Genomic DNA, 15851 nt, shown 5'->3' with positions numbered 1-15851 from the left:
CAAGGCGCGAACCATGGATTTCAATGCCAACGATGTGGGGTTTGTCCCGACCATGGCCGGTCATTGCATTGAGAATACGGGAACGGAGGATCTCGTATTCCTGGAGTTGTTCAAGACGTCGCGGTATATGGATGTGTCGTTGAACCAATGGATCGCGCGTATGCCGGACAAGATGGCGGAAGCGCATTTGAAGTTGGCCGCAAGTACGATTCGGCAGGCGCCGCAAAAGAAGATCGATGTGCTTCCGGCGTAAGCGTCAGGTCGCAGCGAAGAAGCGGATCTGGGAGGCTAGTCGGCGGGAAAGCGGGGACTTTCTCGAGATCCGGATGATCGATGCGGGCGTTAGAGGGTGAGTACGCGGTGGTCGGGGCAGTCGAGCAAAATATTGTCATAGACGCGCATTGCGAAATCCGGGCCGTATTGCGCCACGAACGCTAGCGAGGAGTAGACGCGCTCCTGCAGCTTGTGGCGCGGGAACACCGTGTTGTAGAGTTCGTCGACATCTTTGGCCGCGTCCTTTTCTCGCAGGATCGCCTCGCGGCCGACGCGGCGGTCGATCTTCTCGAACTGATACTCGATCTTCCGGCGGCTCTTTTCGATGGCTTTGCGGATCGACGGATCGAAGTGTTCCACCGCATCGAACATGCGGCTGAGGGATTGCGTCGCCGCGCCGCGGGCATCGCTGACGCGGCCGGCAACGCGCGGGTCTACTAGAGTCTTCGCGGCCTTTTCGGCAACGGGTTGCTCCCCATGAAAGAAATCCGTTAGTTCGAGCCCGTAACGGTCCAAACGCTTGTGTTCGCGAGGGGTGATGACGGTGAACGATGCGCGGTGCAGTGCGATCGGCTGCCTTCCCAACAACTCGCGGTAGAGCACTTCTGACTGGGCAAGATAGGCGATCTCGGCCGGTCCGCCTACATAGGCGACGGTCGGGATCATCGAATCCTGAACGACGGGGCGTAGCAGGGCGTTTGGGGACAGGTCCTCTGCACGATCGGCTAGCGCCGCGTAATCGCCATTGCGGCGCTTGAGTGCTTGGCGGCGTCCTTTGTCGAGCAGGAAGACGAACGAGGTGGCGTCTTCAACATGCACCTGCGTGTGATATCCCGCCGCTGTTAGTTCCTTATTTCTGGCAAGCACGTCTCTAGTCAGTTCCGGCGCTCGGAGAACCGCTTCGCGCAGCAATGGAGCCGCTAGCTTCCGGAACTCCGGCAGCATCGGATCGACTCGCAGAATTGGCAAACCGGTTAGCAAACGATCGAGCAGCGACGAGAACGCGTCACCCATCGTGCGGCCCGGCTGGTAGGTATCCCGGGCGAAATCGAAGGCTTCCTCGGCGTACGGCAGACCGTGCAGCACCCGTCTCAGTTCCTCAAGCGGCACTTGGTCGAAAGGGACCGTTCCAACGGGTTGGTCCGGTACTGCCGACCCGCTTGCCTGCAGAAGAACGGGTTGATGATTGGCGTCGAAGAACCAGGTGTGATCCACCTCATGAAGATCGTGATCTTCGGTTGCCATCCAGAAGACAGGAACTGCCGGTACACCCATCGAGGTTAGGTGCTCGGCAAACCGGATCGCAGTCAGGGCTTTATAGATCGCGAATGGCGGACCGCCAAACAAACCGACTTGCTGGCCGGTGACCACGGCTACCGTTCCCGGCTGCGCGATGCGCTCCAGCAGCGGGTTATCCGCGTTTTTGACCCGGAGCGCGTCTACCAGCGCCTGACGTTTTTCAGCCGGGAAGTCGATCGCAGCGGCTGTGCGCCGGAAGGACTCATCGCTTACCGGCAAATACGGGTAAAACTGCTGGACTCGTTCGGGATGGTACGTGAAGTCGGCAAAGAGCTTCGTGGTATTCGGCAGCGCCGTGTGTCGGATACACGAAAGTTCCATTCTGGGGTCCTTCTAGCAGATGAAAGTCCGAATGCCGAAGATTCCAGGTTTGCGGCCTTACCCCTGCGTAAACACCTTCGAAATGTCGTTATAAAGCACGAAAACAACCACCGCCATTAAGAAGACGAAGCCGACCTTCATTAGTCCCTCTTTAAAATTCAGGCTGAGGTCGCGGCCGAGTAGCATTTCCACCAGAAGCGTCAGTATGACGCCGCCGTCGAGTATGGGGATGGGCAGCAGGTTGAAAATGGCCAGGTTCAGGCTGACGCTGGCCATCAGCGAGAGGAAAACCGCGGCTCCCATCTGCGCGGCCCGGCTGGAAAGACGGGCGATGCCGATGGGGCCATCGACGGCTTTCGCCGACATGCGGCGCTCCACGAGCCCACGAAGGAAAGCGAAAATGAGGCTCGCGTTTTCGGTATTGGATTGGATGGATTGACGCAGCGCGGCGGGGAACGACAGGCTCTCGGTGACCACGTTCAGCTTCGGCATGGGCGAGACGCCAATCATGAAGCGCGGCTTTCCGTCGGAACTGCTCATCACCGGCTTGATCGAGACGGTGTGCTGCTGGCCGCCGCGCAGATACACAACCGTCACCGGATTGCCATTCGCGGCGCGAATAACGTCCTGCAGCTTGAAGCGCGAGCGGATCGGCTGGCCGTCGATGGAGACGAGGATGTCACCCGGTTTGAGCCCCGCAGTGTCGGCCGGCATTCCGGGGGAGATTTCCTGGGCGACGATTTCGGTACTTTCTTCCCACCCGGAGGTCGCGATTCCCATCCGTTCATCGAGCACCGGGGTGACGGTGGTCTGGATAAGCTTCCCGTTCCGCTCCAGGGTGACGCTCAGATTGCGCTCGGCGCTGGCGATCTCATCGCGCTCGATTTCCTCCCAGTTCGGATCTTTCTTCCCTTCGATCTGGACGATTTTGTCACCGGGTTGGACGCCAGCTTTGGCGGCCGGCGAGTCAGCGACCACGTGCCCCACGATCGCGCCGCCCGGTTCGACCACATGCTGGTACTTGACCATGTACAGCCCGGTCAGAAGTCCGACTGCCAGCAGGATGTTCATGACCGGTCCGGCGGCCGCGATGATGAGTCGCTGCCAACGCGGTTTCAGCATGAAACCCCGGGGATCGCCGGCGCTGTCGTCATTCGGCTGGTCGCCCGCCATCTTGACGTAGCCGCCGAACAGGATCGCGGAAAACCGGTAATCGGTCTCGCCCCGTTTGAACCCGAACAACCGCGGGCCGAAGCCGAAGCTGAAGATGTCGACCTTGACATCGAAAGTTCGAGCCGCCCAGAAATGTCCGAGCTCATGAATCAGGATCATGACGCCGAGCAGAACCAGCAGCCAAAAAATACTTGAAAGAACGGAGATCATTTCGTGGTTAGACCAGTGCTTATGCCTTTACGGTGGGTTGATTGGGAGTCGTTTGAGGTGCGGCTTTTTGGGACGCTGCTTTTCGAGATGAAACCCAGTGCCGCTCCTCCACCAGACGGCGGGCGAGGGTACGCGACTCTTCGTCTATGTTCAGGATATCGCCAATCGACCGAGCCGGGCGTGCAGGAAATTTGTCAAGAGTTTCTTCGACAACGGCTGCAATCTCCGGGAAGCGAATCTCGCCGTCGAGAAACGCCGCGACGGCGACTTCATCGGCTGCGTTGAGCGTGCATGTCGCCGAATCACCGGATTCCTGGGCCTGGTAGGCCACGCGAAGAAGCGGGAATCGATCGAAGTCGGGCGGCTCGAAATCCCAGTGCCGGGGAGTCGTCCAGGCGATGCGGGGAACCGGGGCGGCGAGGCGATCCGGCCAGGTGAGCGCGTACTGGATCGGCATGCGCATGTCGGTGGCCGACACCTGGGCGAGAACGCTTCCGTCGCTGTATTCGACCATGGCGTGGACCGTCGATTGCGGGTGCACCACCACCTCCACCTCGCCGGGCTCCAGGTCGAAAAGCCAGCACGCTTCGATCACTTCGAAGCCTTTATTCATGAGGGTTGCGGAATCGATGGTGATGCGGTTCCCCATCTTCCAGGTGGGATGGCGCAGCGCCTCCGCCGGTGTAATCCCGGCGAAGAGGTGCTTGGGAGTCGTGCGAAAGGGACCTCCTGAAGCAGTCAAAATCAGCTTGACGACTTCCTGACGGCGGCCGGCGCGCAGACATTGATGGGCGCCGTTATGTTCGCTGTCGATGGGGAGCAGTTCGGCCTTATGATCGCGAACCGCTTGCATCACGAGGCGGCCGGCCGATACCAGCGTCTCCTTGTTCGCGAGGCCGATGCGCTTTCCTTTGCGCGCCGCTTCATAGGTGGCTTCTAAACCAGTGACGCCGACGATCGCGGACACGAGTACGTCGGTTTTCGAGGCCGTCGCGATCTGAACGAGCGCCGCGGGGCCGGCGGTCAGTTCCGGCCAGCTCTTCTGCGGAACCCCGATCGAGGCCAGCGTTTCGACAAGAATCGGGTACAGTTCGGGGTCGCGGACGACCACGACTTCGGGAAGAAACTCTTTGATCTGGTGCGCGAGTAATTCGACGTTACGGCCGGCTGCCAACGCAAAAACGTTGAACTGCAGCGGGTTCTGCCGGATTACGTCCAGCGTGTTGGTTCCGATGGACCCCGTGGATCCAAGTACGGTAACGAATGTCATGCAAACTGGTGATGCCCGGATGATAACATCGTTTCATGGAGACGTCCGAAATGTCTACTAAATTAGTTGGAATTGAGGCTTGAAAGACCCAAACCCTTGCGGGCGCCGGGGAGGTTTGCTTCAGGGGTCTTATTAGAGGTTAGTCTCGCTTTGGTGGGAGTTTCTGTCCTCCCCGGCTTACTTCCAATATTAGTAGAAGAGAAACGCAGCGTCAACCAAATTTTGTATCCGTAAATTGGAAAGTTCGAAAAATTTATCTCTTGCGGACTTCGACTTGGGCCGTTCGCTCCAACGGCTTGATTGTAGAGCACATATCTTCCTCGCCTAGCCCGTTCGAGAGGGCGTTCTGGAAGAGCTGCTGGGTGGTCGCGGTCAGAAAAAGGGGCACTCCCAGCTCTTTTCCCGATTCCAACATGAGGCCGACATCCTTGTGCATCCACTTTGTGGAAAAATTCGGTTCGAAATCGCGGCGCAGGACGAACGGAGCTTTGTATTCGATCAGACCGGATTTGGCCGCGCTGTTGGAGAGGATATCGAGCATGAGTTCGGGGTCGATACCGGCCTTCGTGCTCAGAACCAGGCTTTCGTTGAAGGCCTGTAGCACATTGGACAGAACCAGGTTTTGAGAAAGCTTGGCGTGCAGCCCCATTCCCGGGCCGCCGCAGTAGTAGATCTTCTTGCCCATGACTTCCATCAGCGGGCGGACCTTGTCGAAGACAGCGCGATCACCGCCCACCATCCAGGTCAGCGCAGCGTTTTCGGCTCCGGGCTTCGATCCGGTAATGGGAGCGCCCAGGAACGGAAACTGGCGGGTGGCCAGGATTTCCGTGACGGCGCGGCTGCTGGACGGGCTGACCGTGGTGGTATCGATGACGATGGTTCCGGGCTTCGCGCCGTGGATTACACCGTTCTCGCCCAGAATGACCTCTTCCGACATTTTCGAGTCGCCTACGCAGATGAAGACAAACTCCGCGTCTGCGGCGGCTTGCTTCGGCGTGGCGGCGAATGTAGACCCCGTCTCCTCCGCCATCTTGCGCGCCTTTTCGGTCGTGTTGGTCCAGAGCGCGACTTTATGACCGGCTTTGATCAGGTGGCGAGCCATGGGGCCGCCCATGATTCCCAATCCGAGAAATGCGATGTTTGACATGGTTTTATTGACCTAGAACGTATGCGAAAACGAGCGGCGCGACGATGGACGCGTCCGATTCGATAATGAACTTCGGGGTGTGAATGCTGAGCTTTTCCCAGGTAATTTTTTCGTTGGGGATGGCGCCGGAATACGACCCGTAACTCGTCGTCGAATCGCTGATCTGGCAGAAGTAGCCCCACAACGGCATGTCGTGGCGTTCGAGGTCCTGACGAAGCATGGGCACGACGCAGATCGGGAAATCGCCCGCGATGCCGCCGCCGATCTGGAAGAAGCCGATCGAGTGCGACTTCGACGTTTCCGTATACCAGGCGGCCAGTTCCATCATGGTTTCAATGCCGGTTCGGACGGTGTGGACGTTCTTTACGTCGCCTGAGATGCAATGTCCGGCGTACATGTTGCCCAGCGTGGAATCCTCCCAGCCGGGCACGAACATGGGCAGATTCTTCTCCATGGCGGCGTAGAGCCAGCTATCTTTCCGATCGATCTGGAAGCTTTTTTCGAGGTCGGGGCTCTGCAGAATGCGAAAGAAGAACTGGTGTGGGAACAGACGCTCGCCGCGCTGGTCGGCGGCCATCCACTCTTTGAGGATGACGGATTCAATGCGGCGCATGGCCTCGGCTTCCGGGATACAGGTGTCGGTGACGCGGTTCATGTGGCGTTCCAGCAGACCCTGTTCTTCGGCGGGGGTGAGGTCGCGCCAGTTCGGAATCCGTTCGTAGAAATCGTGAGCGACCAGGTTGAAGACGTCTTCTTCGAGGTTCGCGCCGGTGCAGGAAATGCCGTGTACTTTGCCCTGCCGGATCATTTCGGCGAGCGAGAGGCCGATTTCGGCCGTGCTCATGGCGCCGGCCAGGGTCAGGAACATGCGGCCGCCGCTTTCGAGATGTGCGTTATATCCCCGCGCGGCTTCGATCAGCGAGGCGGCGTTGAAGTGACGGAAGTGATGCTCGATGAACGAACTGACGGGGCGGGACGGCATCTCTAACAACTTAGCAGGGCGGGATCAAGTCAGCAGGATGACCTGAATTGTTCGCCGCGGTACCGTGGTGAGTTATGCGTTATCTGAGTATCGGCCGCATGCTGGTGACCGGCGGAGCGGGGCTTATCGGAAGTGCCGTCGTCTGGGAGTTGAACCGGCGCGGATTCGACAACATCTACCTTTGCGACCGCCTCGATACGACCGAGAAGTGGAAGAACCTGCCGCCCTTGCGGTTCGAAGAGTATCTGGAGGCGGATGAACTGGCGCATCGGCTCGAAGACGATCGGGATCTTCCGGCCGATATCCACACGGTCTTCCATCTGGGCGCCTGCTCGGCGACCACGGAGACGGATGGCGCTTACCTGATCCGCAACAATTTCGAGTACACCAGGAAGCTGGGGTTGTGGTGCCTGCGCAGGAATGCGCGGTTTATCTACGCGTCTTCGGCGGCGACTTATGGAGCGCTTGAGGATAATTTAAGCGAAACGCTGCCGTTGCAGAGTTTGCGGCCGCTGAATCTATACGGTTACTCGAAGCATATCTTCGACCTTTGGGCGGAGCGGCATGGCTATCTGGATCGTTTCATCGGGCTGAAGTACTTCAATGTCTTTGGACCGAATGAGGATCATAAGGGCGATATGCGAAGCGTGGTCAATAAGGCGTTCCGGCAGATCGAACAGAAGGGTACGATGCAATTGTTTATGAGCTATCGTCCGGAGTTCGCGAATGGGTATCAACGGCGGGACTTCCTATATGTGAAGGACGCCGTGAAGATGACCGTGCATCTGGCGGAACTTGATACTATCAGCGGGATTTTCAATATCGGCGCGGGGGAGTCGCGGACTTGGCTTGACTTAGGTCATGCCCTGTTCAAGGCGCTAGGTAAGGAACCAAGAATCGAGTTCATCGAGATGCCGGAAGCTTTGCGCGGGAAGTATCAGTATCAGACTCGCGCGGTGATGGATCGCTTTCTGGCCACGAGGTACACGGAACCTATCACTTCACTGGAAGATGCGGTTGCGGATTACGTGCGGAATTACCTGATCCCCGGAAACCACTTAGGAGACGAAGCAGGCAAATCGTAGAAATGAGGACCGCGGCTGGGAAGCCGCGGTCCTCGGAGGTGGGTTAACGATATTCCAGGTAGCCCAGGTTGCTGTAGTGCGTGGTGAGCTCTTTCACGGCGGCCGCAAATCCGCGGCTCCGGCCGACAGAAAGCATCGTGCCGAGGTCGAGGTGATAGTTGAGTAGCTTGCGCGCCGGATTCTGGGCGATAGGCGATAGAGCGGTGTGTAGGTTGGTTCCGCCAAATGCGCCGGCCGAAGTGAACCGGGGCGCCGTGACATTCGCGAGGCTGGCCATGAAGCCCGTGTTAGCGGAAGGTTGACCCAGGCGTAACGCGGCCGAGTTGAACTGAGGCACGATGCCGCGAGAGGGCGCGGCGAAGGAGAAATCTTTGTTCGCCGAGAAGGTTACGTGCGACGAGGCGCCATCCAAACCGACGGAGCGGTTCTGCGCCACGACGCCCAGGTGAAGCGGATCGCTGGAGCGGGCAGCACTGATAAGCGCGGGTGAATTCGGGGGAACGGCTCCCGCTCCACTTGCTACCGTCAGGATGACTTCCGTCCCGGTGTAACTCACGACATAGTGTTCCGAGGAGTTAATACTCGTTCCGGTGACCGTGGCGAATGTGCCGGTAAGCGAGCCGGCATCCAGGATAACGAAAGTGGAACCTACCGTCGGGACGAAGCCATTGATCGATTTGATGTTCAATGTGCCGCTCAATGTGGTCTTTCCACTTACATCCAACTGGTCGTACTTCGTGCCGACAGTGTTGCCGCCGATCGAGACATCGAACGAACCTTTGGAAGTTTGTGCGTAAGTTCCGGTCACGTCGAGCTTACCGGTCGTGGTGGAAGAATCGCCGGGTTCGACGACGCCGCTGGAGGCGAGCGGGTCAGCTACGGTTCCGTCGCCCAGCAACGCACCGCCCATGACGCTGACGGTCGGCGTGCCGGCCGAACTTGCCGAAGAAGTGAGAACGCCGTTGACGGTTGTAGATCCGGCCGTCTGAGTGTAATTGGTGGCGAGGGTTGTGTTGCCGTTGTTTCCTACCGTGAACGTGCTGCCGGCATTGATCAGCATCGCGCCGGCGTTGGTGAAGCTACCGGCGCTGGTCGTCAGATTCTGGCTTCCCGCTAACGTGAACTTACCGGCGGAGGCGTTGGTTGTAAAGCCCGCCAGCGCGTTATTGCCGTTCTGGTCCACAATCGCTGACGACGGTCCCGTCAGAGTAATCGTGGCGGCGTTGGTCACGATGTCAGCTCCCGTGAACTCCAGCGTCCCGGATTCCAGATACTTCCCGCCGGTTAAGGTCGTGCCCGAGAAGTTGCTGAAAGGTCCGGTGATGTTGAGAGTACTTCCCGCGCTGGTCTCCAGAGTTCCGGTGTTCGAGAAACCGGCGGAACTGGCATCTATGATCAGCGCCGTGCTTTGGTTGGCGAACAGCAATCCGTTGTTAATCAATCCCATGGAACCGTGGCCGATGTCCCCCGAACCTTGAATGGTTATGTTGTTGGTAAGTACTTCTTGGCCAGTGGACGCACCCTGGATAAAGTTCTGATTGTTATTGGAGAGATTGATCGAGCCGGTTCCATTCAGCGTAACGTTTCCGTCCAGTAACAGGTAAGTGCCATTCCCGATCGAGTTCAGCGCGATGGTTCCGTTGTTGGTGATCGTCCCCTCTACGAACGACTGTGTGTTGTTGTTGATCTGGATTGCCCCGGCGTTCGTCAGGCTGACGAGAGTCCCGCCACTCGTGACGATCGTGCCCGCGTTCACGCCTGTGCCAAGAGTATTGAGCGTACCGCCTGTAACGGTCGCGCCATTAATGAAGACGGTACCGCCGGCTGCCGTTCCCGTGCCCGCCAGGGCAGTAATATTCCCGCCGGTGTTATTGACAATGTTTTGAAGCTCGAGCGTGCCGCCGCTACTGGCTTCCATAAGCGCCGTATTCGTGGCGCCCGCGCCACCTGCCTGAATAATGAGATGGTTGCCATTGGCGGAAGTCGCGTCTACCGTGCCTTGGTTCGTGAAAGCGATTGTGTTCTGGCCAATATCTCCGGATCCGGAGATCGTGTTGTTCTGGTTGATGAACGAACTGCCGCTCGACCCCGAAAGAAAGTTCTGAGAGTTATCGGAGAGCGTGATTGTTCCACCGCCGGTCAGCGTAGTAGCGCCGTTAGCAATCAAGTACGTGCCGTTACCGACCGAGTTCAGTTGCATCGCCCCGGCATTGGTGATGGTTCCGGCCAGAGTTAACGACGTATTGTTCGGAACAGCTATCGTGCTGTTGTTCGTCAGGTTGCTTAGAGAAGCGCCATAGGCCACAAATTCTCCGGCGCCGCTCAAAGTACCGCCGGTAAGTGCGAGACTGCCGTCCAACTGAACGGTAGAACCGGAGCTCGCGGCGATCGTGCCACCCGCATTGTTGATGGAGTTGGCCAGTTCGAGAGTCGCGCCGCCAACCGCTTCCATTGTGCCTGTATTGACCGCGCCGCCGGTTCCGGCTTCGATAATCAGGTGATTACCGAGCGTCGAGGTAGCTTCGATCGTAGCCTCATTATCCAGCGTCAGGAAGTTGTTGCCGATGTTTCCAGCCCCGGAGATCGTGACCATATTAATCAACTTCTCGGTTCCCGTGGAAGCACCTTGGATAAAGTTCTGGGTATTATCGGAGAGCACCACTTTACCGGTACCCTGCAGTGTCACCGACGTTCCGCCGATCTTGAGGTACGTGCCGTTTCCATTGGAGTTCAAAGAGATGGTTCCGTTGTCGTTGATGGTTCCCTCAAGCGTGTCGTGCTGGTTGTTTGCCGTCTGGAGTTTCCCTGAGAAGTTGACCGCATAAGTGCTCCCGTTCAGAGTGGAACTGGCTGCGGAAATCGCGCCCGTCCCCGTCGACAGCAAGTTTCCACCGTTGATCGTGGCGCCTTTCAGCGACACCGTTCCGCCGTTCAGGGCTTCGATTGTTCCCGTGGTGGTGCTCGTCTCATTGGTGACTTTGCTGTCGATCTCAAGGACGCCGCCGCTGCTGGCCTCCATCATGCCGGTGTTCGTGGTTACCGCGGAAGTTCCTGTGTTGATGATCAGGTGATTGCTGTAAAGGGCGTCCACCGTGCCTTCATTCGTGAACGCCATGACGCCGTCGCCGATATCGCCTGCGCCGGAGATCGTGTTATTTACGTTAATTAGTTTGCTGCCTGCCGCGCCGTCGATATAGTTCTGCGTGTTGTTCGACAGATTCACCGTACCGCCGCCGGTGAGAGTTACGGTTCCGCTGGCGACCAGCGAAGTATTGTTCCCAATGGAGTTGAGCTGAAGGGAACCGGTATTGTTGATGGTTCCCGCCAGGGTGAGCGCGTTGTTATTCGGAGTCTCGACAATTCCGGCCGTAGTAAGGCTGGTTAAAGTCGCGCCGGTGGAAACCACCACCCCGGCATTTACACCGGTCCCGAGCCCTTGCACGGTTCCGCCGGTGATCGTAGAGCCATTCAATAGAACAGTTCCTCCCGCCGACGTTCCCGTACCCGCGAGCGCCTGGATCGTCCCGCCGGTGTTAGTGACTGTGTTCTGGATCTGCAGGGTGCCGCCGGAACTAGCTTCCATCGTTGCCGTATTTGTCGTTCCCGCTGTGCCCGTCTGAATCAACAGTTGGTTGCCGTTCGCCGACGTTGCATCGACGGTCCCGTGATTCGTGAACGCCATCGCGTTGTTGCCGATGTCTCCCGAACCCGAGATGGTGTTGTCCTGGTTGATCAATTGGCTTCCCGCTGCGCCGAAGATATAGTTTTGGCTATTGTCGGACAGCGTCACCGATCCACCGCCGGATAAGGTGACTGTACCTGTAGCAATAATCTCCGTGTTGTTACCGCCGGAGAGCGACTGTATCGAACCCGTGTTGCTGATGTTGCCGGCCAGCGTGACGGCATTGTTGTTGGTAATCTGCAAAGTACCCGCGTTGGTGAGCCCACTGAGAGTCGCTTCGAAGGATTGGAACACGCCGCCATTTGATGTGCTGAGGGTTCCTCCGGTGATACTGGTTCCGTACATGGCGACTGTGGAACCCGCGCCGTTCGCCTGAATCGTCGCACCCGTATTCGTTATGGCGTCCTGCAGATTCAAAGTGCCCCCGGCGGTAGCTTCGAGAGTTCCGGTATTAGTCGTGCCGCCGCTGGGATTGATGACGAGCTGCGTGGGGTCGTTCGCGTCAATGGTCCCGGAGTTGGTCAGGACCATTTGATTATTTCCGATGTCTCCGGCGCCCTGGATGGTCGTTTGGTTGATTAGCGTATTGCTCGCGCTTGAGCCGAAGATATAATTTTGAGTGTTATTCGAGAGAGTGATCGTCCCCGCGCCCGTCAATGTAACCGTTGGTGCGCCGATAACCAGGTCGGTGTTATTGCCTCCCGAGTTCAGTTGGATGGATCCGGTGTTGTTGATGGTTCCAAGGATTGTCAACGCGTTGTTGTTGGGTACCGATAACGTGCCTGAGTTCGTTAGGCCGCTGAGGGTCGCGCCGAATGACTGGATGACGCCTCCGGCCGAAGTTGCCAGCGTGCCGCCGGTAATTGTTGCACCTTCCAAATTGACAGTAGAACCGGCGCCGTTTGCCTGGATTGTCCCATTTGTATTGGTGATCGCGTTCTCCAGACTTAGGGTTCCTGCGGCCGTAGCTTCGAGCGTCCCCGTGTTGGTGGTCCCGCCGCTCGGGTTGATGACCAGCTGGTTCGAGACGTTGGCATCAATTGTCCCTGAGTTCGAGAGGGTGAGCTGGTTATTGCCGATAAATCCCGCGCCTTGAATCGTCGATTGGTTGATCAGCGTATTCGTGCCCACGGAACCTTCGATGAAATTCTGGGTATTGTTCGACAAGGTGACCGTGCCGGTGCCGCTCAGTGTCAGGCTGCTCCCGCCAACAATCAAGAAGGTACCGTTGCCGCCGGAATTTAACATCAGCTGGCCTTTGTTGCTGATGCTTGTGCCGTTGACGGTTAGTCCCAAGTTATTCGAAATCCCGAGACTATCGCCCGAACTAATCGTTAAATTGTTCAGCGCCGCATTGATGTCGAGCGTGACCGCGGATGCGACCGGGTTGCCGCCGTCGATAAACGCGTTGAAGTTTCCGTTCGGGACGCCGTCGGTCCACATGGCGGCGTTGCTGAAGTTGCCCGCGCCGCCGGTCCACGTGGTGTTAGTTGCTGCGGGCGGAGGCGCACCGGCCGGTCTCAAAAAAGAGGAAGTAAGCCGCGGCCCCGTCCGCAAGCTGGAGAATCCGGGCGAACCGGCGCGAAAAGCCGGCGTTAGCAGCTGCGCGTCCGGGATCACTGGAATAAAGAACGTTCGTGCGGAGACGAAGTCCGCTCGGAACAAATGCGCGGCGTTTACGGATGTCGGCTCCCCCGATTGAGCGCTTAATATCAGGGGACAAGTTGCGGCTATCGCGATACCGAGCGCAAAGTGCGCGATCCCGCGCCCCGTTTTGCGCGGGTTAATCAAGAGGAAAGCGTTTGACCGGAAACACCTGAGGCGGTCAGAGTAAGTTGATTGGAACACGAGACTCCTTTGGCTGCGTCAGACAGGCTCGCCGGAGACGTCAGCTCGCTAAGTATATGTTCAACAATCCCCTTACGCAATAGGATTAGAGTACTTTCCTTTGTTTGTTTTACAGCCGTAAGTGCTGCGGCTTATCGCCGCTACCCGGAATTGAGCTATTTGTGATGGCTCAGGCTGGAAACCAAAGCTATTGCCGATCCGATCACGACCGCGTCTTCAACCAGACCGACGACGCGGTCGGGTACATGCAGCGATTCCCCGGCGAAACGTCGTAAGTGGAATCCGGCGAATGACGTTCCGATCGCCACCGCTGCTCCCGTCAACGCCGCCGGCCACCAGTCAACTTTCTTCGAGCGCGCGATCGAGGCGCCCGCCAAGGCTCCCGACGCAGCTCGGGCTAGTAGCGAGGGCCAGTCGGTCCGGTTGGGTATGTGCTTCGACTTATCCGCGAAGAGTTCACCTAAGGCCAGAGCGGCAAGCGCGTGAGCGCCGTTCGCCTGAGCGACAAATTGCAACGGAGTGTTCGACAGATCGATCCCGCGCATCTGGGCGGCGCGCGAAATCGCGGCCGGCGCCGAGAAAGCCCGCAAGCCGGCGATCGCGCCGAAACCCGCGGCGAGCGGCAGCACATTCCATTCGTTATCCATTTACTCTCACGGTAGCGTGGAGTAGGATCGGAAAGCCATGTACGCGCGTGCGGCGAAGTGCGCTGGGCCACACTGGATGTGCCACACTGCATGTGCCACACTGCATGTGAATTAGGAGGACGGATTGCGCTACGGAGCGATTGAGGCGGGCGGAACCAAGTTTGTGTGCGGCATCGGCGCCGGGCCGGACGATCTGCAGAAAACAGAGTTCCCCACGACCATGCCGGAGCAGACCGTAGAGCGGGCCGTGGCGTTCTTTCGGGGAAGCGGCGTGCGCGCGATCGGGATTGGTTCTTTCGGCCCGGTCGACCTTAGGCCGGAGTCGAGTACGTTCGGGCATATTACCTCGACACCGAAGCTGGGATGGCGCGACTTCGACCTGGCGGGAGCCATCGGGCGCGCCGTGGGAGTGCCGGTCGCCTTCGATACGGATGTGAATGCGGCGGCTCTCGGCGAAGCGCGGTGGGGCGCCGGACGCGGGCTGTCGGACTTCGTGTACATCACGATCGGCACGGGGATCGGCGGCGGCGCCGTGGTCGGCGGCCGCTTGCTGCACGGGCTGGTGCATCCCGAGATGGGGCACATCTTTCTCCCGCATGACCGGACGCGCGATCCGTTCGCAGGCGTCTGCCCCTATCACGGCGACTGCTTCGAAGGCCTGGCCGCGGGTCCGGCGATACAGTCGCGCTGGAACACGCCGGCGTCGATGCTGAGCGCTGACCATGCGGGATGGGCTTTGGAGGCAAACTACATTGCGCTGGGCCTGGCGAACCTGGTTACTACGCTATCTCCGCAGCGGTTTATCCTGGGCGGCGGCGTGATGAAGCAGGCCCAACTGTTTCCTTTGGTGCGGGCTGAGTTACTGCGCGTGCTCAATGGTTATGTACAGTCGCCCGTGCTGCTGGAAGCGATCGATGAGTACGTAGTCCCGCCGGCGCTGGAAGACCGGGCCGGAGTGTTGGGCGCAATTGCGCTGGCGGCGCAGTCATATACTTAGCTCGCTGACATGACGCTTTCTGCTTCGCTGGTCAAGAGTACCGTAGTCGCCGCACTGGGCGGTCTGTTGTTCGGATTCGATACCGCGGTGATCGCGGGCACCACCGCCTCGCTCACCCTTCAGTTCCATCTGTCTCCGCGGGCCCTGGGGCTGACCGTTGCCATCGCATTAATCGGCACCATTTTCGGCGCGATGACGGCGAGCCTCCCGGGCGATCGGTATGGGCGGCGGGATAGTCTGCGTGGAGTTGCCGTTCTCTACGTGATCTCGGCGCTCGGGTGCGCTCTTTCCTGGAATTGGTCTTCTCTGGTTGCATTTCGATTTATCGGGGGACTTGGCGTGGGCGCGTCATCGGTGCTGGGGCCGATGTATATCGCGGAACTGGCGCCGGCGCGGCTGCGCGGCCGGTTAGTCGGGTTCTTCCAGTTCAACGTCGTCGCCGGGATTCTACTGGCTTACTTCTCGAACTACATGATTGGAATACAGCACTTCGGTGCGGCGGAGTGGCGATGGAAACTGGGTGTCTCCGCGCTGCCCGCTTTGTTCTTCTTCCTCATGCTGTTCGCGATTCCACGCAGTCCGCGATGGCTGGTGCAGCGCGACCGCACCGGCGAAGCCCGCTCCGTACTCACGCTGCTGGGCGAGGACGACGTCGAAGGCGAGTTGCGCGCCATGGTCCGCGACCGCGATGAAGAACTTTCGCACTCCGGCGCGCGGCTGTTCAGCGCCGACCACTGGCTGCCGATCTTTCTGGCCGTTTCGATCGGATTCTTCAATCAGCTTTCGGGGATCAATGCGATTCTCTATTACTTGAACGATATCTTTGCGCAGGCGGGATTCAGCAAGGTATCGGGTGACTTACAATCCGTGGCGGTTGGCGCCACGAACCTCGTGTTCACCATGCTGGCTATGTCGAT

Annotated in this window: 11 protein-coding genes; 4 read left to right on the top strand and 7 right to left on the bottom strand. The window is 58.7% G+C overall.

From position 1 onward, the window contains the following. On the top strand, positions 1-253 hold a 253-nt coding region (locus H1Y01_RS06005), incomplete at its 5' end, for a cupin domain-containing protein (RefSeq protein WP_367399771.1). Between the two features lie 89 nt (positions 254-342). Here H1Y01_RS06005 and bshC read toward each other — a convergent pair. The 5 genes from bshC to H1Y01_RS05980 all read right to left on the bottom strand — a co-directional run bounded on the left by bshC (position 343) and on the right by H1Y01_RS05980 (position 6675). Beyond that, positions 343-1893 (bottom strand): bacillithiol biosynthesis cysteine-adding enzyme BshC, encoded by a 1551-nt coding sequence (bshC, locus tag H1Y01_RS06000; RefSeq protein ID WP_180539471.1) that lies wholly within the window; start codon positions 1891-1893, stop codon positions 343-345. 57 nt (positions 1894-1950) lie between these two features. Beyond that, positions 1951-3276: an RIP metalloprotease RseP gene (gene rseP, locus H1Y01_RS05995; protein ID WP_180539469.1), complete on the bottom strand. Its 1326-nt coding sequence runs from the start codon at positions 3274-3276 to the stop codon at positions 1951-1953. 19 nt (positions 3277-3295) lie between these two features. Then, entirely contained in the window at positions 3296-4546 is a 1251-nt protein-coding gene (gene dxr / locus H1Y01_RS05990) for a 1-deoxy-D-xylulose-5-phosphate reductoisomerase (protein ID WP_180539467.1), read from the bottom strand. Between the two features lie 253 nt (positions 4547-4799). Further along, positions 4800-5693 carry an NAD(P)-dependent oxidoreductase gene (locus H1Y01_RS05985; protein ID WP_180539466.1) on the bottom strand — a complete coding sequence of 298 codons (894 nt, stop codon included), beginning with the start codon at positions 5691-5693 and terminating at the stop codon, positions 4800-4802. A gap of 4 nt (positions 5694-5697) precedes the next feature. After that, positions 5698-6675 carry a deoxyhypusine synthase family protein gene (locus H1Y01_RS05980; protein WP_180539464.1) on the bottom strand — a complete coding sequence of 326 codons (978 nt, stop codon included), beginning with the start codon at positions 6673-6675 and terminating at the stop codon, positions 5698-5700. Positions 6676-6749: 74 nt separating this feature from the next. On the opposite strand from H1Y01_RS05980, the gene rfaD reads away from it, so the two are divergent. Continuing rightward, the gene (rfaD, locus tag H1Y01_RS05975) at positions 6750-7760 is read left to right on the top strand and encodes an ADP-glyceromanno-heptose 6-epimerase (protein ID WP_180539462.1); all 1011 of its coding nucleotides are present in this window, start codon (positions 6750-6752) and stop codon (positions 7758-7760) included. 43 nt (positions 7761-7803) lie between these two features. Here rfaD and H1Y01_RS05970 read toward each other — a convergent pair whose 3' ends face one another. Further along, a complete protein-coding gene (locus H1Y01_RS05970) occupies positions 7804-13107 on the bottom strand; it encodes a beta strand repeat-containing protein (protein WP_180539461.1) in 5304 nt (1767 codons plus the stop codon). Positions 13108-13445: 338 nt separating this feature from the next. Continuing rightward, the gene (locus tag H1Y01_RS05965) at positions 13446-13937 is read right to left on the bottom strand and encodes a DUF4126 family protein (RefSeq protein WP_180539459.1); all 492 of its coding nucleotides are present in this window, start codon (positions 13935-13937) and stop codon (positions 13446-13448) included. Between the two features lie 124 nt (positions 13938-14061). Between H1Y01_RS05965 and H1Y01_RS05960 the strand changes: the two genes are divergently transcribed. Together H1Y01_RS05960 and H1Y01_RS05955 are read left to right on the top strand one after the other, a co-directional pair. Beyond that, complete coding sequence (locus tag H1Y01_RS05960; RefSeq protein WP_180539457.1) at positions 14062-14934, top strand: ROK family protein; 873 nt, start codon at positions 14062-14064, stop codon at positions 14932-14934. 9 nt (positions 14935-14943) lie between these two features. After that, positions 14944-15851 (top strand): sugar porter family MFS transporter (locus H1Y01_RS05955; protein ID WP_180539455.1); only part of this gene is annotated, 908 nt, incomplete at its 3' end.

This window comes from Nevskia soli (assembly GCF_903970205.1).
GTDB lineage: Bacteria > Acidobacteriota > Terriglobia > Bryobacterales > Bryobacteraceae > Bog-113.
Note: the sequence above shows the minus strand (reverse complement) of the source record. Positions and strands in the feature narration are given on the sequence as shown.